The organism is Planctomycetaceae bacterium, assembly GCA_021371795.1.
Classification (GTDB): Bacteria; Planctomycetota; Phycisphaerae; order Sedimentisphaerales; family UBA12454; genus UBA12454.
Genome location: JAJFVK010000008.1, coordinates 76,386 through 102,299, shown reverse-complemented (window position 1 = coordinate 102,299; position 25,914 = coordinate 76,386). Strand labels below are relative to the sequence as shown.

The window sequence follows — 25,914 nt, the reverse complement described above, 5'->3', positions numbered from 1 at the left end:
ATGGATATTCAAAAAGCAATATATAATGATACAGGTTACAGCAAAGAGAGATTAGACGCTTTGCTTTCGGTTGACGCGCAAAAAAATCTTGAGCAGATGGCACAGAAGGCTCGTCAAATCACACGTCAGCGGTTCGGCAATACAATTCAGCTTTACGCACCGCTTTACGTTTCAAATTTTTGCGTTAATCACTGCCCCTATTGCGCATTCAACTGCAAAAGTAAACTGCCGCGGACAAGATTGACAATCGAAGAAGCGTGCAAAGAAGCGGACATACTTGCTGCCGAAGGCTTCCGGCACATACTGCTGGTCAGCGGCGAAGATAAAAAATTTATAAACGTTGAATATCTTGCCGAGCTTGCGAAAAAGCTGCGCGAAAAATTCAGCTCGATATCTATTGAAATTTATCCGCTCGACACAGAAGAGTATAAAAAACTTTTCGCAGCCGGTATAGACAGCATCGCTATCTATCAGGAAACTTACGACCGCGCGGATTTCGCCAAATTTCACACCGCCGGCCCAAAATCGGATTACGATTGGCGACTTGAAACACTTTCACGCGCCGCCGAAGCCGGTTTTAGAAGTCTTGGCCTCGGTTTCCTTATCGGTTTAAGCGATTGGCGAACGCAAACCATTGCACTTGCCGAGCACGCGAATATGCTGATGAAAAAATACTGGCAGGCGCGAGTTTCATTTTCTTTCCCAAGAATGCGGCCTGCTGAAAATGTTGACGAAAAATTATTTCGCTATATGATTAACGACACTGAACTTGTACAGATGATGGTTGCGTTGAGATTATGCTTCCCCGATTCGGAAATTGTGATGTCAACCCGTGAATCGGCGCGATTCAGAGATAATATTTCGCAGATTTGCGTAACAAGAATAAGTGCCGGCAGCAAAACAAACCCAGGCGGTTACGGCCAGGAAGATGACGCACTCGAGCAGTTTGAAGTCGCTGACGACAGAACGCCGGTGCAGATTGCCGCAATGCTGAAAGAGAAAAATCTCGAAGCCGTTTGGAAAGATTGGGATAAAGCGTTTAGTAAATAACAGGCCGCAGGCCATCCTCATTTTTGATTTTACTATGGAACAATGGACAACTAAAAAATTACTCGACTGGATGACCGGTCACTTCACGGACAAGAAAATCGATTCGCCCAGACTCACCGCTGAATTGCTGCTGTCAAATGTTCTGAATATGCAGCGAATCGAACTGTATATGAACTTCGACAAGGAAGTCGAAAGGCTGAATCTCGAAAAACTTCGCGGCCTTGTCAAACGCTGCCTCAACAACGAACCAGTCCAATATCTGACCGGCAGAACAGAATTTTATTCCATCTCGCTAAAAGTCTCCCCCGCCTGCCTGATACCGCGACCGGAAACTGAACTGCTCGTCGAGCGTGCAATCGAATTTCTGCGCACGCGAATCGCCCCGCAATACGTCTGCGATTTGTGCACAGGTAGCGGATGTATCGCCGTTGCAATCGCAAAGAATTATCCCGAAGCGAAAGTTATCGCGACCGATATTTGCGATAACGCATTAAAAATCGCGGCTGAAAATATCGCTAAATACAATCTGACCGAAAAAATCCATCTCCTGCACGGCGATTTGTTTAAACCGATAATCGACCGGCTCGACGTCAAAGAATTTGATCTAATTACGTGCAATCCGCCGTATATCAGCCATCCGGAACTGGAAAAACTCGAGCCAAAGGTGAAAAATCACGAACCGCAGCTTGCCCTCAACGGCGGGCCGGACGGGCTGGACATTTACCGTCGAATTACCGCCGAAGTGGGCACACATTTGAAAAAAGACGGGCTTTTATTGCTCGAAATCGGCTATCTTCAAGGCCCGGCGGTCAGACAACTGCTCGAAGATACAAAAATCTTCGGCCAAATCAAGGTCGAAAAAGACCTTTCCAATAACGACAGAATCGTCTCGGCCGTCAAAATTGGTTAGTCCTGCCGGCATCATGGCTGGGTTTATAATTATTGACACGCCCCCCCATTCTCGTTAAATTGTTTGTTTTTACAGGTATATAGAAAAAATGAAGACATCCTTAAACTGGCTTAAAGAATACGTTTCAATAACAGAAACTCCGCAGGAACTGGCCGCGCTTTTGAGCGGCATCGGCTTTAACATCGAAAGCGTCGAAATCCTCGCTGACGATGCCGTAATCGACGTCGAAGTAACGAGCAATCGGCCGGACTGTTTGAGTCATATCGGCGTTGCGCGAGAAATCGCCGCCGCGACAGGCCGTGAACTAAACCTGCCTAAAGTTAAATTTGAGCCGGTGAAAAAGGATATCGCTTCAATAGCAAGCGTCGAAATCGCAGAGCCGAAACTCTGCGGCCGATACACCGCACGAATCATTGAAGGCGTAAAAGTCGGCGCGAGTCCTTCGTGGATGGTAAAACGTCTGGAAGCTGTCGGCCTCCGCAGCGTAAACAACGTCGTTGACGCGACAAACTACGCAATGTTCGAAACCGGCCAGCCGCCGCACGCTTTTGACTACGCAAAAATCTATCAGGGCAAAATCATTGTCCGTCTGGCAAAGCAAAACGAAAAAATCACCAGCATCGACGGCTCAAATTGCGTTTTGCAGCCGGACATGCTCGTTATAACAGACCCAACCGGCCCGGTCGCCGTCGCAGGCGTTATGGGCGGCATCGATACCGAAGTCAGCATGAGCACAACAACCATCCTGCTCGAAGAAGCGTCATTCAATCCGGTCGTTACAAGAAAAACATCACGCGCACTGAACCTGCCAAGCGAAGCGGCATACAGATTCGGCCGCGGCGTTGACATCGAACAAATCGATTGGGCTTCGCAGCGAACGGCACAACTAATCGTCGCAGTCGCAGGCGGAAAAATCGTCGAAGGTGTTGTCGATGTTTACCCGGCTAAAGTCGAAAACAATATAATGGTTTCAATGCGGTTTGCCAGAGTTAAAAAAGTTCTCGGCATCGAAATTCCGCAGCAGACTATTTTCGACATCCTTCGCGGCCTGTGTTTCAGTCCGCAAAAACCGGAAAATGATAAAGTCCTCTGCACAATCCCGACCTGGCGCGGCGATGTTTCAAGAGAAATTGACTTAATCGAAGAAGTCGGCCGCATCTACGGCTACGATAAAGTCAACACAACGCAGAAAATAAATATCGAAGTCGCACCGGTTGACAAACGTCAGCAGGTTGTCGCCAAGACCGGCGGTTATCTTAATAGCTGTGGCTTCTACGAATCGATAACCCCCGGCTTCAACAGTGAAGCGGTTGCAAAATTGATTGCACCGAACGCGACAGATACGCATTTGACAGTCCGCGACGAAAACAGCAAGACCGCGAATATGCTCCGCAGCACCCTGATTGGCTCACTTTTAGAAGTCTTCAGCAGAAACGTACACGCAGGAAATAAAAATATCAGAATGTACGAACTGGCGAACGTATTCGCGAAAACCCCAGACGGCAAACACATCGAGCATACTTCGCTGGCGGCAGTTTGTGATGGCGATTTCAGAATTATTCGCGGCGCAATCGAAGGCGCGATTAAAAATATTTCAGCTTCGGCCAATGTTTCATTCGAACCGGCAGAAGTTTTTTGGGCAAAGACCGGCGCGAAAATTTTGGTCAACGGAAATGCGTTTGGTTTTGCCGGCATTATCAAAGACCAGATTTTGTCGGGTTTTGATATTAAGATTACAAATGTTTGCGGTGCGGAGATTAATTTCAATATGCTGCTCGATTTACAGGCAGAGCAGATAAAGGCAAAACCGCTTCCGAAATTCCCATCTATCGTCCGTGATTTGTCGCTGATAGTTGATGAGCCTGTTCAATGGTCGAAGATTCAGGAAATCGTCGCATCGAAAGCACCGGCCGAACTTGAGATAATGAATTTCGTCGGCATTTACAGAGGCAAACCGATTGTGCAGGGCAAGAAGAGCGTTACGCTTTCGCTTGTTTTCCGCGATGAAGACGGAACATTGAAACACGAGATAGTTGATGGCTGGCAAAAAGATATTGTTGCCGCCCTTGCGTCAGCGGTCGGAGCAGAGTTAAGAGTCGCTTAATTTAAAGATTAACTGAAACAAAAAAGGCAACCCTTTATATAGGATTGCCTTTAATTTCTTCGAGTTCTTCGTGGTGAGCCAGATTATGCAAATGCTTTTTCGATAATCGCGTTCTTTGGCGGTTTTGTGAAAGCGCTAACCACCGGTATTATAATGAACGGTACAATCATTGCGATGCTCGCAGCAATTGGAGAATTCTTCGGACCATACTGATAGTATAAAATCGTATTTATCGCGATAGCTGTAATCATTCCAACAACCACGCTTGCATGCGTTGCGCGTTTCCAATATAGTCCATAAAAGAACGGGGCCATAAACGCACCTGCCACCGCACCCCACGAAAGCGCCATCAGTTCAACAATAAACGCAAGCTGATGCCGGGCGACATAATATGAAATCGCGATAAACACCGCACTCAAAAATCTCATCATAAGCAGCGAATTCTTTTTTGATATATTCGGATTGACGTGTCCCTTGTAAAGGTCAATCGCGACGGCGGACGCCGAGACAAGCACCAGCGACGAAAGCGTACTCATCGACGCAGAAAGAATCAGCAGCAGTATAACCGCCATCAATCCGCTTGGTAGATAGCTCGTCAGCAGTTCCGGAATAATTCTGTCGAAGTCAGGGCCGTTGGCTCCCATCGGCGGCTTATCGTAGAAAACGTGAGCTAACGCGCCGGTGTAATATGCGACGAAAGAAATGATTACCGCGAAAATCGTTGTAATCAACGCTGCCTTGTTTATCACTTGTTCATTTTTGATTGCGTAGAATTTCTGAACCATCTGCGGCATACCCCAAACGCCGAACGATGTCATAAATACAAGCGCACCCAAAGCGAACATACTCGGCTGTTTTTCGGGCGGCACTGTGCTTAGCCATTGATTGTATCTGTCCGTTGCCGCGGTAAACGCGCCTGTGCCGGAAATTTCCGCCGCTTTATTAGAGAGCAGAATCACCATTATAGTAGCGCCGAAAAGCATTATAATACCCTGCACGAAATCGGTCAGCGTTACCGCGAAATATCCGCCGAGAACGAGATACAAACCGGTAATCGCAACCATAATTAAAAGTGCGGTATCGAATTGAATATTAAAATTTTTCTCGAATAAATAACCCAGCCCTTTGAAAACTGAAGCCGAATATGGAATCAGGAAAACAAAAATTATCAGAGCGGCGAACATTTTTATGTATTTGCTGCCGAATCTTTCCTGCAAAAACTCCGGCATTGTCATCGCGTCGAGATTCTGCGTCATTCTTCTTGCCCTTCTGGCGAGAACCAACCAGGCCAAAGTTGTTCCGATAAACGCGTTGCCGATTGCGATAGCCAGACCTTTGAGACCGAAACCCCAGCCAATTTTTCCGGCAAAACCAATAAAAATAACTGCGCTGAAGTAAGTTGTGCCATAGGCAAACGCCGTCATCCACGGCCCAACCGACCTGCCGCCAAGAAAAAAATCGTTAAGAGTTGCCGTCTTTTTCATCCCCCATATACCGATAGCCACCATACCCAGTAGAAAAACTGATAGAAGAACAATACTCGCAGTCATACCTAACCTCCTTATAAAGAATCATTTTTCTTACAATTTTGGGCATTTTACCAGATTTTTCGGGATTGTATATACCTTTTATGGTGCTACACTTAACAAAATAAACAATTAAAGACCTGCAAAACACACAACACGTCGCCGCACGAAAACAAGACGTGTAAACACTGTAATTATCTGGCATATTTTCCTGTTAACCCCCTTTAACCTCATAGTCCCCATGACTGTTAAATTCGGCACCTCTTTGTATTTTTACCATATTTTTTTGATAAAATTATTAAGAACTCAATTTTTCGCTTGACGTATAGTAGGTAGTAATGTTATTTTAGGATACCCACACGTACCTCCTCCTCTTTAGGAGGCGCACACGGCATGGCGGTTTCTCTCCTCGGCCGCCTGCCATTTTTTTTGCGCTCTTCTTTTAAGATTTTATATAAAATTTAATGAACCCTTTCAGGGGTTCGTTACGTACAAACAGTGGTGGAAAACAATATTGTTTTTCTCAATAAGGCAGACTACCACTCCTCCTAGGCGTCTGCCTCTTTTTTTGCGCTGATATTATGCTGCCGGCCGGTATTAGAACGACATTTCTATTGCCAAAAAATCTCAAAGCATTTAATATCACGGGACTAAAATATCGGCAGAATTGGCGAAGAGAAGTGTTAAGCGTAATATTAATAATCACAGGAGCAAAAGAATGTGGAAATATATTAACAGTCCAATCGTAATTGTTATCCTTGCTATATCAGCGTTATTTGTCTTTGCAGGTACAATGAAACCAAGACTTGCCAATGAAATCAGAGCTGCTTATGAAGAATTGAACAAAATAATCGAGAATGGCGCCTCTGATGCGGAAAAGACAAAGGCGATTCAGCAGTTCGCCAAAGAGGTTGCAACTCAAATGCACAATGGATTTTCTGACGGCTTTAAACCTAATACCCCTCAAAAAGAAAATAAAGACAAAATTTTTGTCGATACAAAACCAAAATTAATTATCAGCGGAATAAAAAAGGTTAAATCCGAATGGCAAAACGGAGAAAAAGTAATTTACTCGCTTAAAAATGAATCCGACAAAACCATAAGCAATTTAAGAGTAAATTTTGAATATTATAAAAATGGCGAATTAATCGACTGTACGAATGATTGGGTAAGTGAAGTGAAAATTTTATCTCCGAATGAAACGATAGCACTTAGCCATAATAGGCCATTACCCAAAGATCCAAATGGCGTATTAAACTCTGATGAAGTGAAAATCAGCGTAACTACATTCGATGTAAAATTTGACGACCTTAATTAAGCAATAATTTTAATTGGAATTGTTTCTATAGATTGTCCGGCTTAAAATATTTTTATTGCCAACTCTTCCCAAAGTATATAAATATTACCAAATGGGAAAAAGATTAATCTTGTTATCCGGACCAAGCTGCACGGGCAAAGGGCCGTTGACGGCGGCAGTAAAGCAATTCCGGCCTGATGTAAAATTTACAAAATTGTCGGTAATCAAGAGCAAGGCATCACGTCATAATATCCCACGGCCGGACGAATTGCAGGTATGGGACAATCCGGACTGCTGGCGGAATGAAGAAGAACTGGCCGCTCTTGCGAAGAACGAGCATTTCGTTGTCGGCAAGTGCCACGGATTTACACAAGCGGTTAATCTCGACCTCATCGTCAATTATCCCGAACACACAATCCTGATGGAAATGTATTATCCGATGGTGCCGGGGTTATTGACGGCAAAGCATCTTAAAAATATTAAAATTGAAACTGTATTTCTAACGCCGGCGAGCGAAGATGAAATCCTGTTCGCTGAAAAATGCGGATTTAAGCGTGAGATTTTTATAAAATCACTTATGGCGGATAAACAATTTAACAGAATCGCGTTTCACAAGCGAAAGGTTGACGCGGAATTTTTGGAAGATGTAAAAAAACGCATCAACGATTCAGTTTCGGAAATCGCGGAATCAAAAAATTATAATCACATAATCGTCAACCGCGACGGCGAAGGTTCGCCAAACTGGAATAGACTCGCGGATGGAACTTTTTTTGCTGAACCGGTTGGCGATGCGAAAATAGCGATGGAAAAATTGGCGAAAATATTGAAAGGTTAAAACCCCCGCCATAGTCCCCTGCGGGGATTAAAATGATGGCGGGGCTATACTATTATGAGAATACATTGGTTACAACATTTACCGTTTGAAGGTTTGGGAAGTATGGGGGAATACTTTAAACAAAAAAATATTCCTTCGGCATCAACGCAATTTTATCTCGGCCAATCGTTGCCGAGCATCGACAGCTTTGACTGGCTCATTATTATGGGCGGCGCAATGAGCGCTAATGATGATGCAAAATTTCCCTGGCTGACTGAAGAAAAACAATTCATCAAAAAAGCAATCGATGCGGGAAAAGTTGTTATCGGCGTATGTCTCGGTGCGCAACTAATCGCGGCAAGTCTGGGCGCGAAAATCTATCGCAATAAATATAAGGAAATCGGCTGGTTCGATTTAATACCGACAAAAGATGCTCAAAATACAATTCTGGCAAATTGCTTTTCACAAAAAATGGAAGCTTTTCACTGGCACGGCGACACATTCGATTTGCCAAAAGGTGCGGTTCATCTGGCATCAAGCGAAGCGACAAAAAATCAGGGCTTTGTTATAAATAACAGAGTTTTCGGTTTTCAATTTCATCTGGAGACAACGTATGAATACGCGAAAGCCCTGTTTGATAATTTTCCTGATGAGATTGTGAAAGATAAATATATTCAAAACGCCGAGCAGGTGTTTTCGGATTTAGGGAAGTTTGAAAAGATTAATAAAGTGATGACGAAGATTTTAGAAACAATTCAAAAAGCAAATATGTAGAAAATTGCCACAGAGTTTACATTTTTATATAGCCACAGAGAACACCCCCTCTGTTTTTTTCCTTTACAAGGCAGAAAAAAACCTGAAGATTCGGGGGCTTTCGCTTCGCTTCAGTAGTGGACACAGAGAAAAAATATAAAAATTATTCGATGTGGATTTTGACGTTGTCGCTGCGGCCGGCGTTATTGTCGGCGTTATTGTTTTTGCCGAATTTCCACGCCAGATAATACATTCTGATTGCTTTCAAACAACAGCTAACGCCAACAACCATAAAAATCGCGGCGGCTATAATAGCAAGCACTTCCTTGAAAACCCAAACTAATATACCAAAACCAAAAATCAAAAGGCCGGTAACGAAAAGACCTTTGGCGAAACTTTTTGAAATGCCGCTAAACGAATTGGAATAAAAATTAAATAACATAATAACCACCGAGTTTTATTTTATTTAGCCACAGAGTTCACAGAGAACACAGAGATAAATATATCCCGCACCTGCTTTGAAACAGGTGCGGGACTCCAAAATTTTAAATTTTGCATTTAGTTAGTACATTCCGCCGCCGTGCTGTGGCATTGTTGGAGGATTTTCCTTCTTTTCAGCAATTTCACTGACGATAGCGTCTGTTGTGAGAAGCAGCGATGCGATTGAAGCACCATTCTGTAAAGCGGTACGTTCGACTTTTGTCGGAACAATAACGCCGAACTCAATCATATTGCCGTATTCTTTTCTCATGGCATCATAACCGAAATTCGGTTCTGTGCTTTCCATAACTTTCTGCGCGATGATAGAGCCGTCAAGGCCTGCATTCAAGGCGATTTGCTTAATCGGAGCGACAACTGCACGTCGTACAATGTCAATGCCAATCTTTTCATCGTCTTTCGCTTTTACCTTATCGAGAGCTTTCAAAGCACGGAGCATTGAAACGCCGCCGCCTGGGAGGATGCCTTCTTCAACGGCCGCTCTGCATGCGTGAAGCGCGTCTTCAACACGTGCTTTTTTCTCTTTCATTTCAGCTTCTGTCGCAGCGCCAACGTTAATCTGCGCTACGCCGCCTGAAAGTTTCGCAAGTCTTTCCTGAAGCTTTTCGATATCATAATCACTTGTTGTGGTTTCGATTTCGCGTCTAATCTGTTCGATTCTGCCTTTGATTTCGCCCGTGCTGCCTGCGCCTTCGACGATGGTTGTGTTTTCCTTGTCGATTGTAACGCGTTTGGCCTGGCCGAGTTGTGAAAGCTCGATGTGCTCGAGGTCGATGCCGAGATCTTCAAAAATCGGTTCGCCGCCTGTGAGAACGCCGATATCGCCGAGCATTGCTTTGCGTCTGTCGCCGAAGCCCGGAGCTTTAACCGCTGCGCACTGGAGAATGCCGCGGAGTTTGTTTACGACTAATGTAGCGAGCGCTTCGCCTTCAATGTCTTCCGCGATTATCAGCAGAGGACGGCCGGCTTTTGCGACTTTCTCAAGAAGCGGAACGAGCGATTTAATCGAAGTGATTTTCTTTTCGTTAATCAGGATGTACGGTTTTTCGAGAACGCAGGTCATATCGTCGTAGTGATTGACAAAGTGCGGACTGACATAACCTTTATCGAACTGCATACCTTCGACGAGTTCGACAACTGTCTCAAGGCTCTGGCCTTCTTCAACGGTGATAACGCCGTCTTTGCCGACCTTTTCCATTGCCTGTGCCATCGTCTTGCCTATTGTGGCATCGTGATTTGCCGAGCAGGTAGCGACCTGTTCAACCTGTTTGCTGGATTCGACCTTTATGCTCATCTTCTTGAGTTCATCGATGATTTTCTCAACAGCCAAATCAATGCCGCGTTTAACCTGCATCGGATTTGCGCCGGCTGTGATATTTTTCAGGCCTTCTTCGAAAATCGCTTCTGCGAGAATTGTCGCTGTGGTTGTGCCGTCGCCTGCGACTGAACTTGTCTTGCTTGCGACTTCCTTAACCATCTGTGCGCCCATATTCTCATAAGAATCTTCAAGCTCGATTTCCTTCGCGACTGACACGCCGTCTTTTGTAACGGTTGGTGAGCCGTAAGATTTTTCGAGGACTACGTTTCTTCCGCAGGGACCAAGCGTAACCTTAACCGCAGCGGCAAGTTTTCTAATGCCCTGACGGATGGCTTCGCGAGCCTCGGTATTGTATGCTATTTTTTTTGCTGCCATTTGTATTACTCCTATTTCTAATTCTTTTTTGCTTTGCGGTTATTTTTCAACAACTGCCATAATTTCTGTTTCTTCCATAATGAGGTACTCTTTGCCGTCGAGTTTGATTTCCGAGCCGGCATAACTTGTGAAGAGCACTTCATCGCCTTTCTTCACCTGCATTTCGCTGCGTGAGCCATCGTCAAGCATTTTGCCTTCGCCAACGCTAACGATTTTTCCTCTTTGTGGTTTTTCTTTTGCTGAATCCGGCAATACGATACCGCCGGCGGTTTTACTTTCAGCCTCGATGCGTTCGACAAGCACCTTTGCGGCTAATGGTCTGATTTTCATTCCTGTTTCCTTTCAACTATTAAACAAGTAATTATCATATCGTTTTACAAAAAGACGATTTAACTGACTTTGAAGCAAATCTATATCCACCGGCTTGTTCATAACGCTGAACACATCAAGTTCCAGCGCGGCGGCCAGCAGTTTGTCTTCGGCTTCGTCTGCGAGCAAAATGCACGGCAGAGTCGGAAAACTGCTGCGAATAATTTTTATCATACTCAAGCCGTTGAGCGTTTTGGAATCCATATCTACGATAGCGGTGTGGACTCTGCGATGCTGAAGAACATTGAGTGCCTCATCGGGTCGCTTTACCATTAGTAATTCAACGCTTCGGTTCTCGAAAATCTGCCTGACCGCCTGCGGCCAAGCCCAGTCGAAACCGTTGAGCAACACTTTAACGCTATCTATGGTCATAGAATATCCAATCCTATATCTTAATGATGCAAATAATGTGCCATTGGCAGACAAATGAATTTTCGAGCTGTAAGTTATTTATTCACAACGAGATAAATGACTCCTGGCACCGTTTTTTTAAAAAAACAATGGCAAAATAGCAGTTTGCCTGTCAGACTGACAGGCAAATAAATTTATGGGAAGTATTATCTGCGGACAGAAACGGTGCCAGGAGTCATTTTTTTAGGTCTGCCCTTAGGCTGGATAGCAGATTCCAAACCAAGTGAAGAAGCCGTCTTTTGCATCCAGGCAATTTCACCAAAAGGCCGGCTGCGATCAAAACATCGCCGAATCTCTAAAACCTCTTTTTCGCTAAGACTTTGATTTACTAAACCCAGCCAACCATCCGGAATAATTACCGGCCAGTCAGAATACGGTAACATATTGCTTTTGCCACCATTGCAACGATGCCACATCGCAGACCATCTCCAATCCTGTGCGTTCCCTACAAGACCACTGTTCACAGGATTACGCTCGACATATCTGCACAGTGTTAAAAAGTGCGAATCATTCTGAACCGGAAATGCTTTGAAACGCCCCTGATATAAATGTCCGTATCCATTGGTCTGATGGTCTTTATGCCATCTCTTTGTATGTGTCATAGTAAGCCAGCCGACAAATTCCGAAAGCGAATCGTTTTCTTTAGGCCACAGCACAAGATGCCAATGATTCGGCATTATGCAATATGTACACACTCGCATATCAAATTTTTCAACAGCTTCTACGATGAGTTTTTCGAAGCAGGCATAATCTTTTTCGTCAACGAAAATGGGGACACGAGCATTAGCCCTGTTGAAAACATGGTACGCGTAACCTGCCGGCGTTCTTCTTAATGGTCTTGCCATAAAACACATACTAACAGCTGCACTTTAAAATGCAACAAAAAAAATGGTGCCAGGAATCATTTATTTGTTTTTATTTATTAAAATATCAATATTATTGATTTTTATATTGATTTTATTCATTTATATTGTATTATTTCTATAAAATTATCCGGAAATAGTAAAAATGTCTGAAATATTACTATCAATTTTCTTTTTTGTTGTTTGTGATTTGATCTTTGTCGCCATTTCAATTCCGCTCTTATTGGAAAAAATTGGGCCGAATCAATGGTATGGATTTAGAGTAGAAAAAACTTTGGACAATCGCGAAATTTGGTTCAAAGCAAACAAATATATGGCGAAAGCTTTCATCGTCATGGGCTGCATACAAATTATTTACAATATTGTTCTTGTAATATTAAAAACATCGGACCCTTTTTATATAATCACAGGAAACCTGTTTTTTCTCACCGGTGGAACACTAATTGTAATCCTCGCTTCTTTTCTTTATCTTTGGAAACTATAATTCAGGAAAATATCATGATTGAAACAGAAATTTTCAGTGAAGAACAAAAACCAAGTAAATGGATACGATTAATATTCTCGTTAGACTTATTTGTTTTCATTGGCGCCATTATATTTGTTATTCATTATCTGCATTCGCAAAACAAACCTATTGAGCCAACTATGGTAATCATTCTTGCTTTAGCGGGAATTATTCCGTTCTCAATATCCATATTAATAGGAATGTGCAAACTGGAGACAAAAGTCTGTGCTAACGGTTTGTATGTTCGCTTTTTTCCACTACACATAAATTTCAAAAAATTTCCTTTTGAAGATATTAACGAATGTTACGCTTGTGAGTACAAACCAATAGCGGAATACGGCGGATGGGGAATACGATATGGTAAAAACGGCAAGGCCTATAATATGAAAGGCAACAGAGGATTACAGATTGTTTTCAAAAACGGAAAAAAACTGCTTATCGGTTCACAAAAATCTGAAGAACTTACAGCAGCAATTAATTCAGCTATAAAAAAGTGAAAAAATGAAAAAACTACCATCAATATGTCCGGCGTGCGAAAGTCCACTCAATATCAAAAGATTGTCGTGCCAGAAATGCGATACCGAAATCGAAGGTTCTTTTGAACTGCCGCCTTTGGCGAAAATGACAATTGAAGAACAGGAGTTTATTCTGCAATTTGTAAAATGCAGCGGGTCACTGAAAGAAATGGCTAACCTGCAAAACTTGAGTTACCCCACGGTTAGAAATTATCTCGACGGTATTATCGAGCATATAAAAAATTCAGCCAATAAAGGTGATAACAATGGAAAATAAAACATTAAATCTTTCACAAAACAGAAGTTTAAGGCAATGGCTGTTTAATCCGTTTCAGTTTATTGCCGGCGGAAAAGCCTTACTGCTGGGAATCATAGTTATTCTGACAACTGCATATATAGGAGCGTTGAGCAATACGCATTTTGACGGCGTTCTTGATGTTCACACCGGCCTGAAAGCACCAGTATGGTTATTCTTCGCGGAAAGCATAATTGACTGGTTGTGTATGGTGTTGTTTTTGGTTCTATCAGCTTTAATTGTTTCAAAAGTACAGTGGCGATTTATTGATGTGCTGGGCACTCAAGCACTATCCCGATGGCCTGCACTGTTGACAACACTGGTTATGCTGCCGGACGCAAATCGCAGATTCGGCGAATATCTCCTGTCTAAACTTGGACAAAACAACGAAGCAGCAGTTTTAAATCCCGCCGATGCGGCCATCTTTTCTGCTGCATTACTAATCAGCATCATAATGATAGTCTGGATGGTAGTTTTGATGTACAGGGCATACGCTGTTTCCTGTAATTTCAAAGGCTTAAAAGCGGCAGTAACTTTTATTATTAGTTTGATTTTGGCAGAGATTACTTCAAAAATACTTATTGTTATTTTGTTCGGCAGTACACTGGGGATGAATACTGTGATGGGTAATTCACCGCGTCCCCTTACTGCAAGCGAATCTGACAGCAATCTTATCGGCTATTGGCAAAGCGTGGATTTCGTCAGCGAGGTCAACGATTTTAAACTCGGTAATACTCAATGGAAAGGCAGTTTATTTCTAAAGGACATTAGCTTTAATCCCGATGGTACCACTTCGTCAAGCGACTTATGGAAAAAAGACTGGATATATACCTGTGACAAAAAAACAAAAGCTATGTACTGCATAAAATTAATAAATGACGAAACATATCTTTTCTACCCATGGCTAAGCGGAGATGTAACTATCCGTGGAATGAAACCTCAATATTATGTCCTAAAGAAAGCAGTTAAATGAAAAACGGTGTCAGGAGTCGTTTCTATGCAATGTCCTGGATTCGTATCCCTTTTCCGCCAATTTGTTATTTAAATGAAAACTTGACTACACTAAAAATTATTAATACAATCCTAAATCTTTCCTAATTTTTCCCAAATAAAAGTGCTTTAAATTGATAAAAATTTAGTTTCAGGAAAAAACATGAATAACATTAAGATTTTATGCATCATCTTGTTATCTGTCTGTGGTTGTCTGACCCAGGCAAAACAAAACGTAATTCTTATGATAAGCGACGGTCAGGGTTACAACACGCTTAACGCAGCAAATATGTATCTTGGCTATAATTTTATGGAACAGTTCGGCTTCGATGTAAAAATGTCTATGCAGACGTATTCTGCCAGTAACCCGACAGGAGATTACAATGCTGTGAAGATGTGGGGTGATATAAAATGGGCGGGAAATATTCCAACTGACTCCGCCGCGGCCGCCAGCACAATATACACAGGAAAAAAACATTACAACAACGCAATCAACCAGATAAACGGCCAAAACACAACATCCATTTTCGACCTGGCTTCGAAACGCGGATACGCTACAGGCGCGATAACAACCGTCGCATTCAGCCATGCAACACCGGCAGCCTGCGGAGCACATAATCGCAGCCGAGCAAATTACAGCGAAATCGCAAATGAAATGATTTTAAAAAGCGGACTCGATGTAATTATGGGCGCAGGCCATCCGTTCTATAACGATGATGGAACACAACAAAATGCACCGGATTATAACTATGTCGGCGGTAAAAATACGTGGGAAGAAATCATCGCGAACAAGGCAAATAATTTTACGATGATTGAAACAAAAACAGATTTTGAGCAACTCGCGAAAGGCAGCTTAAATCAGGACAAAGTTATCGGCATCATTCAGGCGGCAACAACAGCTCAACAGGCACGCCCTGCCGGTGCGAAGTTCAACACTAACGTTCCTTCTTTGGCAACGATGTCAATCGGCGCATTAAATGTTCTTAATAAAAATACGAATGGTTTCTGTATTATGATCGAAGGCGGCGCAGTCGATTGGGCAAATCATGCAAATCAGAAAGACCGAATGATAGAAGAAGAATTGGATTTTTTCGCGGCTGTCAAAGCTGTAATCGAATGGGTCGAAAAGAATGGCTCTTGGAATGACACGCTTCTTATAATTACAGCCGACCATGAATGCGGTTTCCTAACCGGAGATGTTAATTCTCTCGGCGACATCGTCAGCAACGGTAGAATTTCAATACCCAAAATGGAGTTCAACTCCCAAAAACATACAAATTCATTAGTGCCCTTTTTCGCAAAGGGGAAAAACGCCGAAATGTTCAATAACTATATCATCGGCTCTGACAAAATCGGTTCTTCTTTTTACTTCGGCATTAACAGCAGAAACTATATTGATAACACCACCATCTTCAAAGTTATGGATTGCACAAATTCTGAAGTTAAAGCCGCAAAGAAATAATATTACGCGCTGGCCTGTGCCTGGAGTTCTTTTTCGGTCAGTTTACAGATTTTGCAAGTGCATATCCCGGCCGTTTTGAGATGTGTAGCGCCGGCTAAATCCTTTGTCTCCAGCAGAATCGCACCTTTGGCCTGCCATTTGCGGAACGCGACTTCTGCGTTCTTTCGGTCGTAAACGCCAATCGCATCGGTAATGACAACCACCCTTTTGCCTCTCTGCAAAAGGCCAAGAACTGTTGGTGAAACAGCGCCTTCGGCTGGTGCGCCGATTACGATAAATTCGTCCGCCTTCAACTCGGTCAGAATTCTTTCCGCACGCGGTTCTTCAAACGGGTCTTCAACACGTTTGCTTAATATTACCTGCTCATAGTGAGAAAATATATCCCTTGGCAAATCTGTAGAGTTATCCGCGTTAAAAACAACTCTCTTGCCGCGAAGTGTGTATGAAATTTTTTTGATGCCCTGCGAGCCGACAATGCAAAATTTGTCGCCATTGTGTTGTGGTTTAGATAGTACAGTAGAAACAGATTTGATACCTTTTATTCGTGCCCAGGCAACAATTCTGCGGATATTCATCAGGACACGACGGTGATTCTTAATGCAGTTGGCGCCGGTGGCAACCAACAAATCATTCTGGGTATCAACGTCAACCAATATACGTTTGCGTCGTAATTTTATTGGTCCAATCATTTTAATATCCCGTTAAACATATCACCTAATTCATTTACGCAGAAACACACTACAAGGTTCCACAAAATCTGTATCGAATATTATCATTCTTGACTTTATCTAATAATATGTAAAATACATGTATGATGAAAAGAACACTAAAAGACTATGAAAATGTCGCCCTTTCAGATGATAATATTAAGGGCAAATTAAAGCTGTCCAATGTTTTCGGACGTAAAAACGCCGTACATATCGAAGTCGGCTCCGGCAAAGGAACTTTCCTCGTCGGTCAGGCGGCGGCATTTCCCGACATCAATTTCCTCGGCATAGAATGGGCGAACAAATACTACAAATATGCCGTAGATAGAATGGGGCGAAGGGGCTTGGAGAATGTCCGTATGCTAAGAACAGACGCCGCCGTTTTTATCGCCAAACATATCCGCAGCTCCAGCATCGAGTGTTTTCATATTTATTTTCCAGACCCCTGGCCGAAACGCGCACATCACAGGCGAAGATTCATCAGCCAGGAAAACGTAACGCAAATAATCAGATGCATGAAAAAAAATGGTTTGATAAATATCGCAACTGACCATGAAGATTATTTTCACTGGATGCAAAATGTTTTCGCGAATTTCACTAACGAACTAACCCCTGTGGAATTTATGAAACCCGCAGGCGCAAAAGAAAATGAATATGTAGGGACAAACTTCGAGCGAAAGTATATGAAAGAGAAGAGAAATACCTATATGCTCGCATACAAGAAAAATTAAATATCAAAATTATTGATTCGCCTTCGGCGATGATCTCTATTCTAATTTCAAGTTAACAGTATGGTTTGGGTCTGCCGACGGAACAGGATTATTTGGCCTATTGGGGTCATTTGGGTCAACCGGCCGCCTTCCTCCCTGTGCTTCGGCCTTTTCCCTTTCGGCCTCGGCTTTTGCTTTGTCAGCTTCAATCTGCGCCGTTTCGGCCTGCGCCTTAACCTTTTCGGCTTCCGCTTTTATTCTATCGGCCTCGGCTTGTGCCTGTTCGGCCTGCGCTTGCGCCTTTTCAGCCTGCGACTTTACACTATCAGCTTCAGCTTTTGCCTGTGCGGCCTCTGCCTGTGATTTTTCCGCATTGGCGCGAGCCTCTTCAGCCTGCGCTTTTATTTTTTCCGTCTCGAGCTTATCAGTATCGGCTTCTGCTTTTGCCTTGTCTGCCAGTGCCCTTGCGCTCTCGGATTCAGCCTTGGCTTTTTCAGCGGCAGCCTGTGCTATTTGGGATTCAGTCTGAAGTTTTTCGGCCTTGGCTTTTTCCATAGCGGCTTCGGCTTTTGCTTTTTCAGCCTGTGCTACCGCGTTTGCCGCTTCGGCTGTCGCCTGTTCTGATTCTACCTTCGTTTTTTCAGCTTCGGCGAAAGTTTTTTTGGCTTCGGTTTCGATTCTGGCCTTTTCTGTCGTTGCTAAATCAGCCTGCTCCTGAACGTGTTCGGTGTAAGCCTTATCGCCTGTCGGGTCGGTCAAAAGCTTTCCTAACCCTTCATCATATTTTGGCGCAGACTGCTTTTTGTCCACCATTTCAAGCATTTTGGCGTATTCCATCCCGCCGGAAGAAATACTCGGCGTAAGAATGAAAATAAGTTCCGAGCCGGACTCTTCAAAATCCCTGCTTGAAAACAGCAGGCCAACAACAGGAATATCCTTGAGAATCGGATACCCACGGAGTACATCGCGTTTTTCAGTCCTTCTAATGCCGCCTATGACAAGACTATTGCCGGGCTTTACCCTGTTTTCATCAACTTTAATAGACCGTTCAGTGATTACAGATGCCTGAACAACGCCTTTTGGTTTGGTACTGGAGCCGATTTTTATCTCCGTACTCAAACCCACAGAACCATCGGCATAAACGTGCGGCATAACTTCAAGAGAATCTTCAACCCACTGATACTCTGTAATGGAATACGGCGCTACGTTATTTGTTGTAACAATTTTCTCAATCGGAGTATTATCTCTCGACATAACTTTTGCTTTTTGGCCGTTGACAGTCTCAAGGGTTGGATTCATCAGAATTTTCAAATAGCCTCTCGATACAAGCATATCGACAAGCATTGTGATTTTATCGCTTTGGTAACCGATATTTTCGCCGAAAGTCCCGCGTTTGGTTTCACGAAGAGAAGACCCCGGAAAACTGGCCAGCATTTTGCCTGTACTATCTTTCTTGGCACCCAAAGTAAAATCTTCCCCAAATAGATTTGTAATATCTACGGTTGTCTCCCTGTCAAAAGTCTTGTCGGCGTAGAGCTCAACAATCGTACAATCTATATTGACCTGAATTGGAGATAAATCAATGAGATTTAGAATTTCCAGAACCTTGTCTGCTTCAGCGTCACTGGCACAATGAATAACAAGCTGATTGGTGGCATCATTGGCGGTTACCTTGTAATTAAGCTGGCTTGTAATTACGGCCGCCATCTGGGCAGCGGGCTGCTCGCGAGTGAAGTAAAAGACTTTGACGCCATCCGCCACTTGAACCCTTTTAGGCGGCTGAATATACATAGTGGGAAGAGGATTATTAACATTAGGATTTGCACGAGTTCGTTCTATGTCGCTTAGCGTTGCCCTGGCTTCGATTTCGCCCGATTTATCGCTAAATGTTTCTCCACAGCCGCTTAAAAAAACAGCAAATGCCATAAAAACGAAAAGCAATACTGATGGAACGCCGATGTTTGCCCCTAATCTGTCCATTGTAAGTTTCTTTTAAATAATCCCAGTTCTATTTAGGGTGCATTATAGCCCAAATTTTCGGTATCCGTCAAGTTTTTAAATAAAAAAATCCTTTATTCTGTATCGTTTTTTTGTATCCTATTGCGATGATGAAAACAAAAGAAAGTTCCGATAATCAGGTTTCCGTAGGCTTTATTTCGCTGGGCTGTCCCAAGAATATGGTCGATTCGGAAAAAATGCTCGCACTAATCGCCGAGGCCGGCTTTGTTATCGATTATGACACCGAAAACGCGGATGTAGTCGTTATTAACACCTGTGGATTTATTCAGCCGGCAATCGATGAGGCCATCGAGACGATAAGTCATACATTGTCCCACAAACGCAAAGGCAACGTCAAAAAAGTCGTCGTCGCAGGCTGCCTTGCCGAACGTATGCAGGAAAAACTTTTTGAACAGCTTCCGCAAATCGACGCAGTCGTATGCCTTGGCGCAAGAGATGAAATTGTAAATGTAATTAAAAATCTGGATTCCCGCCTGCGCGGGAATGACACAGGAAGTCAAGCTGCAAAACTGTATAAAAGCCCCGAGGACTGGGCAACGAAAATACAACTCGATTCCGACAGGCTCTTGATAACATCCGGACACTGGGCGTATCTGCGAATTTCCGAAGGCTGCGACAGAAACTGCGCTTTCTGCACAATACCCTCCATAAAAGGGAAATTCAGAAGCAAACCGCTGGACGAAATTGTCAAAGAAGCAAAACAGCTTGCCGATTCAGGTATCGTTGAAATTTCCGTTATCGCGCAGGACTGCACATGCTGGGGCAGAGACCTCGGCGAAAAGGACGGCCTGATGAAAGTTATCAGCGAACTTGAAAAAATCGAAAAGCTCAAGTGGATTCGGCTGATGTATCTCAATCCGACCGGCATTTCCGATGAGCTTATCGAAACAATCGCCAAGAGCAAAAAAATCCTGCACTATATCGATATGCCTATTCAGCACATCAATAACGATATTCTCAAGGCAATGCACAGGCCGGACACAAAGGAAAAAATCGCCGCGCTGATTGAAAAAATCCGAAAAAACATCAGCGATGTTGTGCTGCGGACGACTGTCATTGTCGGCTTCCCCGGCGAAACAGAGCAGCATTTCAACGAGCTATTAGATTTCATAAAAGTTACAAAATTCGATGCGCTCGGATGCTTTGCATTCTGGCCGGAGCCCGGCACAAAGGCCGCGGAGCTTAAGGGCAAGATTCAGCAAAAAATCAAAGACAAACGCGTTGAAAAACTGATGCTTGCCCAGCAGGAAATCGTATTCACGAAAAATAATGCACTCGAAGGACAAACAATCGAATGCCTGATTGATGAAAACGAGGAAGGTCAGACCGCAATCGGCAGATATTACGGCCAGGCGCCGCATATCGACAGCGTTTGTCTCATTCAAAACTGTAACCAGCCTGCCGGAAGCTTTATAGAAGTAAAAGTTACAGATTTCAAGGATTACGATTTGGTAGCGTACGGCGTAGAGCCAAAGCCCTAAACGCTTTTTTGACAATTTTTTGATTGTAATTTTATTTTTTGTTTTTAATATTGGATAATATGATACGTCAAATACCAAACATCCTGACAGGCGGCAGATTAGTATTGGCTGTTATATTTCTTATACTAATGCTGATTGAGCCGACGCTTCCGCAAGACAGAGATTATTCTTTTCCAGGCTACCTTGATTATGTATTTGTCCTTTTTGTGGTGGCCGGCCTGACGGATTTGTTCGATGGCTACGCCGCAAGAAAACTGAATGTCGCCAGCAAATTCGGCAGAATCGTTGACCCGTTCGCCGATAAAGTGCTGATTTGTGGAGCGTTCATCGTTTTCGCGATTATCGGCCAGCCGAAACTTTTCAATCTCACCGCCGCACAAAACGCCATCGTTCAATGGGCATTCGTTGCGATTATTATTTTGAGAGAAGCAACCGTTACGATTATAAGGCAATGGAGCGAATCAAAAGGCATCAAGTTCCCGGCGACGTGGAGCGGAAAATTAAAAATGTTCGTGCAGGCGTTCGCAGTCGGCACAGTACTTGTCAAAATGGCTCACGTTCAAACCGCAGCCTGGGGTTACTGGTTTACAACCATTACATACCTGATAACGATTTTCATAACCATTATGAGCGGTGTGTTAAGTTTGAGAAAAGTCAAAATCTGATTTCATCTAATCAGCTCCGGCAAAATCGCAAAGAATACTATCAGCTATCGGCAACGCCTGTTTTGTAAGACTCAAACGATTATCTTTCAACTCCAAGAGATTTTTTTTAAGATTTTTCTCGATGGAATTTTTGAATATCTCGAAAATATCAAAACCGGTTTTTTGTTTGTACTCTGTTAAATCAAATCCTTTTACCAGTCGCAAACCAAGCACCGCAGTCTGACAGGCCTTTTCAATCGGCGTAATTTCTGTCTTATCCTGTGCTTTATCAACTTGCGAAATGTATTTATCGATATCGTTAATATTTTCGTACCGCAGACCTTTGACATATCCGCACGCGGCCGGGCCGATACCTATATATAAATCATTGTGCCAATAAGCCAGATTGTGCCTGCACTCGAAGCCGGGCTTTGCGAAATTAGAGATTTCATAATGCTCAAAACCTTCTTCGCCCAAAAGCCAAATCGTCCGCTCGTACATCAGACGGTCTAATTCTTCATTAACGATTTTTATTTTCCCCAGCGATTTGATTTTCTCCAGCGGCGTGTTTGTTTCATACGTCAGGCTATATGCGCTTATATGCTGCACATCATTTCTGACTGCCCTTAACAAGTCCTGATGCCAGGTGTTCAAATTAGAACCGGGAACAGCAAAAATCAAATCGATGCTGATATTTTGAAAGCCGATTCGTTTGCAAATTTTAATTGTTTCTTCAACTTGTGTCGGAGAATATCTTCTGCCGAGGAAAAGCAGCTCGTCTTCATTGAAAGACTGAACGCCGATGGATATTCTGTTGACGCCGATTTCGAAAAGTTTGCGCAAAAACAATTCGTTTACATCGGCCGGATTAATCTCAACTGTAAACTCTTCGGCTTTGCCGGTAATTTTCTGAACTTCGGTTAAAAAACCGCAGAGAGCCACGCTGCCAATGGAAGCAGGACTGCCCCCGCCGACATATAGTGTTTTTATCGGATTGGAAAACGAAGAATTTTTTAGCTCCTCAAGTTCCGCGTTTAAAAGTTTGTCGATATCGAATTGAGCCGGCGGCTTCGAGAAAAAACCACAATATAAACATTTTGATTTGCAAAATGGAATGTGAATATAAACGGATTGTGCAGGATTCTCGTTTTTCATTTTAATCAAACAAAAAAGGCAGTGATTAAAAAATCACTGCCCTAATTTCACAAGGGTGAGTGACGGGGTTCGGACCCGCGACCCTTAGAACCACAATCTAATGCTCTACCAGCTGAGCTACACCCACCATTGAAATTTAAGATTGAATATTGAAGATTGAAAATTTAATTACTTTGCCGAAGGCAGTTCCACAAATCTTCAATCTTCTATCTTCATTCTTCAATTAAAAAAGGTGCGCCGGACTAACCAGCGCACCTGATATTCTATACTTTTGACGTTATTTTGTCAAGTTTTGCCTATTTGCCTTTTTTCGCTGTTTTTTTGCCTTTTGCGGCAGCTTTATCAGCGATTACAGCCTGTGCGGCAGCCAGTCTTGCGATTGGAACCCTGAACGGTGAGCAGGAAACGTAGTTCATACCAACGCTATGGCAGAACTTAACGCTTGTTGACTCGCCGCCGTGTTCGCCGCAGATACCGACTTTAAGGTCTTTGCGTGTTGAACGACCTTTTTCAATCGCCATCTTCACAAGCATACCAACGCCTTCCTGATCCAGACTCTGGAATGGGTCAGCCTTGAAGATGCCCTTGCCGCCGTCTTTTTCGCTTGCGACATAAATCGGCAGGAATCTGCCTGCGTCGTCGCGTGAAAGACCGAGCGTCATTTGCGTCAGGTCGTTTGTTCCGCATGAGAAGAACTCCGCGACTTCGGCAATCTGGTCAGCCAGCAGTGCGGCACGTGGAATTTCAATCATCGTGCCAATCATATATTTAACTTTCGACTTCGCTTCTTTAATCAAACCGTTAGCGAGAGCGCGAGCCTGGTCAACCTGAATTGAAAGTTCTTTCTTATCGATTGTCAGCGGAATCATAATTTCCGGCAATACCTTTACGCCTGCTTTTGCACATGCTATCGCGGCCTTGATAATCGCAGTTACCTGCATATCGAGAATTTCCGGATATGTAATGCAAAGACGACATCCGCGATGGCCAAGCATCGGATTCGATTCGTGAAGCTGTTCACAGCGATGCTTAATCTTTTCAGGACTAATGCCTGTTATTTTACTTAGCTTTTGCACACCTTCATCATCTTTCGGCGTGAACTCATGAAGCGGCGGATCAATCAGACGAATTGTAACAGGTTTGCCGTTCATCGCCGTGAAGATGCCTTCGAAATCTTTCTGCTGAATTGGAAGCAGTTTTGCCAGCGCGGCTTTGCGTGCCTCAACACCTTCGGCAACAATCATTTCCTGAATCGCAAGGCGTCTTTCTTCTGTATCGAAGAACATATGTTCTGTTCTGCAAAGGCCGATACCTTCGGCACCCATTTCAACAGCTTTTTTCGCATCATACGGCGTATCAGCGTTTGTACGAACCTTCAATGTACGAAGCTCGTCGCAATATTTCATAATTGTCTGATATGCGGCGGGCTGTTCGGGCATCTGCAAACCTAATTGTCCCATATAAACATCGCCGGTGTTGCCGTCGAGTGTAAGGAAATCGCCCTGCTTAATCGTTCTATCGCCAACAGTCATACTCTTTGTTTCGTTGTTGATATTCAAAGCTTCGCATCCTACGACGCAGCATTTACCCCAACCGCGTGCAACTACCGCAGCGTGGCTTGTCTTTCCGCCTGTCGCTGTCAAAATGCCAACCGCAGCGTGCATACCGCCTACGTCTTCCGGAGATGTTTCTTTTCTGACCAGCAGAACTTTTTCGCCATTCTTTGCCATCTCTTCTGCTTCAGCGGCGGTGAATACTACTTTGCCTGACGCTGCGCCTGGAACGGCGTTAATACCATTTGCTATTTTCGTCGCGCTCTTTGCGGCTTTTAAGTCGAGCTGCGGATAGAACAATCTTTCGATGTCTTCCGGCGTCATTCTCGCAACTGCTTCTTCCTTTGTGAGCAGTTTTTCTTTTACCATATCAGCGGCAATTTTGAATACCGCAGCGGCTGTTCTTTTGCCGGTTCTGCACTGGAGCATATACAGCTTTTCTTCCTGAACTGTAAATTCCAAATCCTGCATATCTTTGTAATGTTTTTCTAACTGCAAACGAACCTGACAGAGCTGCTTGTATGCTTTTGGCAGAAGTTTGCCAAGCTCTGAAAGTTTCATCGGAGTTCTGATACCGGCAACAACGTCTTCGCCCTGTGCGTTGATAAGGCAATCGCCGTAGAATACGTTTTCGCCTGTGTTCGGGTCGCGTGTGAAGCAAACGCCTGTGCCCGATGAATCGCCCATATTGCCGAATACCATCGTCTGAACGTTTACTGCGGTACCTTTAAGGTTGCTGATTTTTTCAACCTGGCGGTACTTAACTGCCTTGTCAGCTTCCCAGCTTCCGAATACTGCGCCGATAGCGCCCCAGAGTTGTTCATAAGGATCCTGTGGGAAAGACTGGCCTTTCATTTTTTCTGAATAGAATTTCTTGAACTGTTCGCAGAGGTCTTTGAGCGCTTCCGCGTTGAGTTCCGGGTCGGTTTTAACGCCGGCTTTTTTCTTTTCGTTGTGCAGCATTTCTTCCATCGGCTCTTTTGAAAGACCCATTGCTGTTGTGCTGTACATCTGAATGAATCTGCGATATGCGTCATAAGCGAAACGCGGATTGCCGGTTTTCTTTGCCAGACCTTCGACTGATTTGTCGTTAAGGCCGAGGTTCAGAATTGTTTCCATCATACCGGGCATCGAACGAGCAGCGCCTGAACGAACCGAGAACAAAAGCGGGTCGTTGACATCGCCGAATTTCTTTTTCATATCCTTTTCAACTTTCGCCATGTTTTCGCGAACTTGTTTTTTCACAGACTCGGCAAGTTTTCTGCCCTGTTTGTAATAGTTCTCGCACTCATCAACGGAAATTGTGAAACCCGGAGGTACCGGCAAACCGGCAAACGTCATATCGGCAAGACCTGCGCCTTTGCCGCCAAGTATCATTCTGCGATCTGCGTCTGCCTTTGCGACGCTCATACCTTCAGCCTTGCCTGCGCCGAAGAAGAAAACTGTTTTTGCACTTTTAGCCATTGTTCTAAAACTCCTTAAATTAAAGTAGCCCCATGGGGCAATTAAACGAATATTACATAAAGAAACATTTTGAGGGGACAAGTATAGGCCTGCAAACAAAGACTGTCAACCATTTTCAGTATTGAA

The 25,914-nt window shown here is 43.7% G+C and carries 24 protein-coding genes and 1 tRNA gene; 14 read left to right on the top strand and 11 right to left on the bottom strand.

Annotation, left to right across the window (positions count from 1 at the left end):
* The 3 genes from thiH to pheT all read left to right on the top strand — a co-directional run bounded on the left by thiH (nucleotide 1) and on the right by pheT (nucleotide 4,064).
* Nucleotides 1-1,050: a 2-iminoacetate synthase ThiH gene (gene thiH, locus LLF92_04265; GenBank protein ID MCE5340326.1), complete on the top strand. Its 1,050-nt coding sequence runs from the start codon at nucleotides 1-3 to the stop codon at nucleotides 1,048-1,050.
* Nucleotides 1,051-1,084: 34 nt separating this feature from the next.
* Entirely contained in the window at nucleotides 1,085-1,960 is an 876-nt protein-coding gene (gene prmC / locus LLF92_04260) for a peptide chain release factor N(5)-glutamine methyltransferase (GenBank protein MCE5340325.1), read from the top strand.
* 88 nt (nucleotides 1,961-2,048) lie between these two features.
* Nucleotides 2,049-4,064 carry a phenylalanine--tRNA ligase subunit beta gene (gene pheT / locus LLF92_04255; protein ID MCE5340324.1) on the top strand — a complete coding sequence of 672 codons (2,016 nt, stop codon included), beginning with the start codon at nucleotides 2,049-2,051 and terminating at the stop codon, nucleotides 4,062-4,064.
* Nucleotides 4,065-4,147: 83 nt separating this feature from the next.
* Here pheT and LLF92_04250 read toward each other — a convergent pair whose 3' ends face one another.
* On the bottom strand, nucleotides 4,148-5,614 hold the full coding sequence (locus LLF92_04250) for a sodium/solute symporter (protein MCE5340323.1): 1,467 nt from the start codon (nucleotides 5,612-5,614) through the stop codon (nucleotides 4,148-4,150).
* 694 nt (nucleotides 5,615-6,308) lie between these two features.
* On the opposite strand from LLF92_04250, the gene LLF92_04245 reads away from it, so the two are divergent.
* The 3 genes from LLF92_04245 to LLF92_04235 all read left to right on the top strand — a co-directional run bounded on the left by LLF92_04245 (nucleotide 6,309) and on the right by LLF92_04235 (nucleotide 8,475).
* Nucleotides 6,309-6,908: a DUF4175 domain-containing protein gene (locus LLF92_04245; protein ID MCE5340322.1), complete on the top strand. Its 600-nt coding sequence runs from the start codon at nucleotides 6,309-6,311 to the stop codon at nucleotides 6,906-6,908.
* 91 nt (nucleotides 6,909-6,999) lie between these two features.
* Nucleotides 7,000-7,722, top strand: coding sequence for a hypothetical protein (locus LLF92_04240; protein ID MCE5340321.1), 723 nt, complete (start codon nucleotides 7,000-7,002; stop codon nucleotides 7,720-7,722).
* 54 nt (nucleotides 7,723-7,776) lie between these two features.
* Nucleotides 7,777-8,475, top strand: a complete 699-nt coding sequence (locus LLF92_04235) for a type 1 glutamine amidotransferase (GenBank protein MCE5340320.1) — start codon at nucleotides 7,777-7,779, stop codon at nucleotides 8,473-8,475.
* A 142-nt stretch (nucleotides 8,476-8,617) separates the two neighbouring features.
* Here the strand turns inward: LLF92_04235 and LLF92_04230 are convergent, their stop codons facing one another.
* The 5 genes from LLF92_04230 to LLF92_04210 form a co-directional block, all read right to left on the bottom strand.
* Nucleotides 8,618-8,896, bottom strand: a complete 279-nt coding sequence (locus tag LLF92_04230; GenBank protein ID MCE5340319.1) for a hypothetical protein — start codon at nucleotides 8,894-8,896, stop codon at nucleotides 8,618-8,620.
* 120 nt (nucleotides 8,897-9,016) lie between these two features.
* Nucleotides 9,017-10,645, bottom strand: coding sequence for a chaperonin GroEL (gene groL, locus LLF92_04225; GenBank protein ID MCE5340318.1), 1,629 nt, complete (start codon nucleotides 10,643-10,645; stop codon nucleotides 9,017-9,019).
* Between the two features lie 39 nt (nucleotides 10,646-10,684).
* Nucleotides 10,685-10,975 (bottom strand): co-chaperone GroES, encoded by a 291-nt coding sequence (gene groES / locus LLF92_04220; GenBank protein MCE5340317.1) that lies wholly within the window; start codon nucleotides 10,973-10,975, stop codon nucleotides 10,685-10,687.
* 12 nt (nucleotides 10,976-10,987) lie between these two features.
* Nucleotides 10,988-11,386: a response regulator gene (locus LLF92_04215; GenBank protein ID MCE5340316.1), complete on the bottom strand. Its 399-nt coding sequence runs from the start codon at nucleotides 11,384-11,386 to the stop codon at nucleotides 10,988-10,990.
* A 185-nt stretch (nucleotides 11,387-11,571) separates the two neighbouring features.
* Nucleotides 11,572-12,270, bottom strand: coding sequence for a transposase (locus tag LLF92_04210; protein MCE5340315.1), 699 nt, complete (start codon nucleotides 12,268-12,270; stop codon nucleotides 11,572-11,574).
* A 163-nt stretch (nucleotides 12,271-12,433) separates the two neighbouring features.
* On the opposite strand from LLF92_04210, the gene LLF92_04205 reads away from it, so the two are divergent.
* The 5 genes from LLF92_04205 (at nucleotide 12,434) to LLF92_04185 (ending at nucleotide 16,055) form a co-directional block, all read left to right on the top strand.
* Nucleotides 12,434-12,772, top strand: a complete 339-nt coding sequence (locus LLF92_04205) for an SdpI family protein (GenBank protein MCE5340314.1) — start codon at nucleotides 12,434-12,436, stop codon at nucleotides 12,770-12,772.
* 14 nt (nucleotides 12,773-12,786) lie between these two features.
* Complete coding sequence (locus LLF92_04200) at nucleotides 12,787-13,290, top strand: DUF6141 family protein (GenBank protein MCE5340313.1); 504 nt, start codon at nucleotides 12,787-12,789, stop codon at nucleotides 13,288-13,290.
* 4 nt (nucleotides 13,291-13,294) lie between these two features.
* Nucleotides 13,295-13,585: a DUF2089 domain-containing protein gene (locus LLF92_04195; GenBank protein ID MCE5340312.1), complete on the top strand. Its 291-nt coding sequence runs from the start codon at nucleotides 13,295-13,297 to the stop codon at nucleotides 13,583-13,585.
* Nucleotides 13,575-14,576 carry a hypothetical protein gene (locus tag LLF92_04190; GenBank protein ID MCE5340311.1) on the top strand — a complete coding sequence of 334 codons (1,002 nt, stop codon included), beginning with the start codon at nucleotides 13,575-13,577 and terminating at the stop codon, nucleotides 14,574-14,576. Before LLF92_04195 ends, LLF92_04190 begins: the two co-directional genes overlap by 11 nt.
* Nucleotides 14,577-14,756: 180 nt before the next feature.
* The gene (locus LLF92_04185; GenBank protein MCE5340310.1) at nucleotides 14,757-16,055 is read left to right on the top strand and encodes an alkaline phosphatase; all 1,299 of its coding nucleotides are present in this window, start codon (nucleotides 14,757-14,759) and stop codon (nucleotides 16,053-16,055) included.
* Between the two features lie 2 nt (nucleotides 16,056-16,057).
* On the opposite strand, the gene LLF92_04180 is transcribed toward LLF92_04185, so the two are convergent.
* Entirely contained in the window at nucleotides 16,058-16,744 is a 687-nt protein-coding gene (locus tag LLF92_04180; protein ID MCE5340309.1) for a cysteine hydrolase family protein, read from the bottom strand.
* Between the two features lie 122 nt (nucleotides 16,745-16,866).
* Here LLF92_04180 and trmB point away from each other — a divergent pair, with 122 nt between their 5' ends.
* The gene (trmB, locus tag LLF92_04175) at nucleotides 16,867-17,493 is read left to right on the top strand and encodes a tRNA (guanosine(46)-N7)-methyltransferase TrmB (GenBank protein ID MCE5340308.1); all 627 of its coding nucleotides are present in this window, start codon (nucleotides 16,867-16,869) and stop codon (nucleotides 17,491-17,493) included.
* 36 nt (nucleotides 17,494-17,529) lie between these two features.
* Here trmB and LLF92_04170 read toward each other — a convergent pair whose 3' ends face one another.
* On the bottom strand, nucleotides 17,530-19,452 hold the full coding sequence (locus LLF92_04170; GenBank protein MCE5340307.1) for a type II and III secretion system protein: 1,923 nt from the start codon (nucleotides 19,450-19,452) through the stop codon (nucleotides 17,530-17,532).
* A 125-nt stretch (nucleotides 19,453-19,577) separates the two neighbouring features.
* On the opposite strand from LLF92_04170, the gene rimO reads away from it, so the two are divergent.
* Together rimO and LLF92_04160 are read left to right on the top strand one after the other, a co-directional pair.
* Entirely contained in the window at nucleotides 19,578-20,972 is a 1,395-nt protein-coding gene (gene rimO, locus LLF92_04165) for a 30S ribosomal protein S12 methylthiotransferase RimO (protein MCE5340306.1), read from the top strand.
* A gap of 59 nt (nucleotides 20,973-21,031) precedes the next feature.
* Nucleotides 21,032-21,637 carry a CDP-alcohol phosphatidyltransferase family protein gene (locus tag LLF92_04160; protein ID MCE5340305.1) on the top strand — a complete coding sequence of 202 codons (606 nt, stop codon included), beginning with the start codon at nucleotides 21,032-21,034 and terminating at the stop codon, nucleotides 21,635-21,637.
* A 6-nt stretch (nucleotides 21,638-21,643) separates the two neighbouring features.
* On the opposite strand, the gene hemW is transcribed toward LLF92_04160, so the two are convergent.
* The 3 genes from hemW to ppdK form a co-directional block, all read right to left on the bottom strand.
* Complete coding sequence (gene hemW, locus LLF92_04155) at nucleotides 21,644-22,771, bottom strand: radical SAM family heme chaperone HemW (protein ID MCE5340304.1); 1,128 nt, start codon at nucleotides 22,769-22,771, stop codon at nucleotides 21,644-21,646.
* Between the two features lie 54 nt (nucleotides 22,772-22,825).
* Nucleotides 22,826-22,898 (bottom strand) — tRNA-His (locus tag LLF92_04150).
* Between the two features lie 169 nt (nucleotides 22,899-23,067).
* Entirely contained in the window at nucleotides 23,068-25,788 is a 2,721-nt protein-coding gene (gene ppdK / locus LLF92_04145; protein MCE5340303.1) for a pyruvate, phosphate dikinase, read from the bottom strand.
* Nucleotides 25,789-25,914 lie beyond the last annotated feature (126 nt).

Bases quoted from the DNA above. Each gene is read 5' to 3' on its own strand.
- thiH (MCE5340326.1), top strand. From the start codon at position 1: ATGGATATTCAAAAAGCAATATATAATGATACAGGTTACAGCAAAGAG.
- prmC (MCE5340325.1), top strand. From the start codon at position 1,085: ATGGAACAATGGACAACTAAAAAATTACTCGACTGGATGACCGGTCAC.
- pheT (MCE5340324.1), top strand. From the start codon at position 2,049: ATGAAGACATCCTTAAACTGGCTTAAAGAATACGTTTCAATAACAGAA.
- LLF92_04250 (MCE5340323.1), bottom strand. From the start codon at position 5,614: ATGACTGCGAGTATTGTTCTTCTATCAGTTTTTCTACTGGGTATGGTG.
- LLF92_04245 (MCE5340322.1), top strand. From the start codon at position 6,309: ATGTGGAAATATATTAACAGTCCAATCGTAATTGTTATCCTTGCTATA.
- LLF92_04240 (MCE5340321.1), top strand. From the start codon at position 7,000: ATGGGAAAAAGATTAATCTTGTTATCCGGACCAAGCTGCACGGGCAAA.
- LLF92_04235 (MCE5340320.1), top strand. From the start codon at position 7,777: ATGAGAATACATTGGTTACAACATTTACCGTTTGAAGGTTTGGGAAGT.
- LLF92_04230 (MCE5340319.1), bottom strand. From the start codon at position 8,896: ATGTTATTTAATTTTTATTCCAATTCGTTTAGCGGCATTTCAAAAAGT.
- groL (MCE5340318.1), bottom strand. From the start codon at position 10,645: ATGGCAGCAAAAAAAATAGCATACAATACCGAGGCTCGCGAAGCCATC.
- groES (MCE5340317.1), bottom strand. From the start codon at position 10,975: ATGAAAATCAGACCATTAGCCGCAAAGGTGCTTGTCGAACGCATCGAG.
- LLF92_04215 (MCE5340316.1), bottom strand. From the start codon at position 11,386: ATGACCATAGATAGCGTTAAAGTGTTGCTCAACGGTTTCGACTGGGCT.
- LLF92_04210 (MCE5340315.1), bottom strand. From the start codon at position 12,270: ATGGCAAGACCATTAAGAAGAACGCCGGCAGGTTACGCGTACCATGTT.
- LLF92_04205 (MCE5340314.1), top strand. From the start codon at position 12,434: ATGTCTGAAATATTACTATCAATTTTCTTTTTTGTTGTTTGTGATTTG.
- LLF92_04200 (MCE5340313.1), top strand. From the start codon at position 12,787: ATGATTGAAACAGAAATTTTCAGTGAAGAACAAAAACCAAGTAAATGG.
- LLF92_04195 (MCE5340312.1), top strand. From the start codon at position 13,295: ATGAAAAAACTACCATCAATATGTCCGGCGTGCGAAAGTCCACTCAAT.
- LLF92_04190 (MCE5340311.1), top strand. From the start codon at position 13,575: ATGGAAAATAAAACATTAAATCTTTCACAAAACAGAAGTTTAAGGCAA.
- LLF92_04185 (MCE5340310.1), top strand. From the start codon at position 14,757: ATGAATAACATTAAGATTTTATGCATCATCTTGTTATCTGTCTGTGGT.
- LLF92_04180 (MCE5340309.1), bottom strand. From the start codon at position 16,744: ATGATTGGACCAATAAAATTACGACGCAAACGTATATTGGTTGACGTT.
- trmB (MCE5340308.1), top strand. From the start codon at position 16,867: ATGATGAAAAGAACACTAAAAGACTATGAAAATGTCGCCCTTTCAGAT.
- LLF92_04170 (MCE5340307.1), bottom strand. From the start codon at position 19,452: ATGGACAGATTAGGGGCAAACATCGGCGTTCCATCAGTATTGCTTTTC.
- rimO (MCE5340306.1), top strand. From the start codon at position 19,578: ATGATGAAAACAAAAGAAAGTTCCGATAATCAGGTTTCCGTAGGCTTT.
- LLF92_04160 (MCE5340305.1), top strand. From the start codon at position 21,032: ATGATACGTCAAATACCAAACATCCTGACAGGCGGCAGATTAGTATTG.
- hemW (MCE5340304.1), bottom strand. From the start codon at position 22,771: ATGAAAAACGAGAATCCTGCACAATCCGTTTATATTCACATTCCATTT.
- ppdK (MCE5340303.1), bottom strand. From the start codon at position 25,788: ATGGCTAAAAGTGCAAAAACAGTTTTCTTCTTCGGCGCAGGCAAGGCT.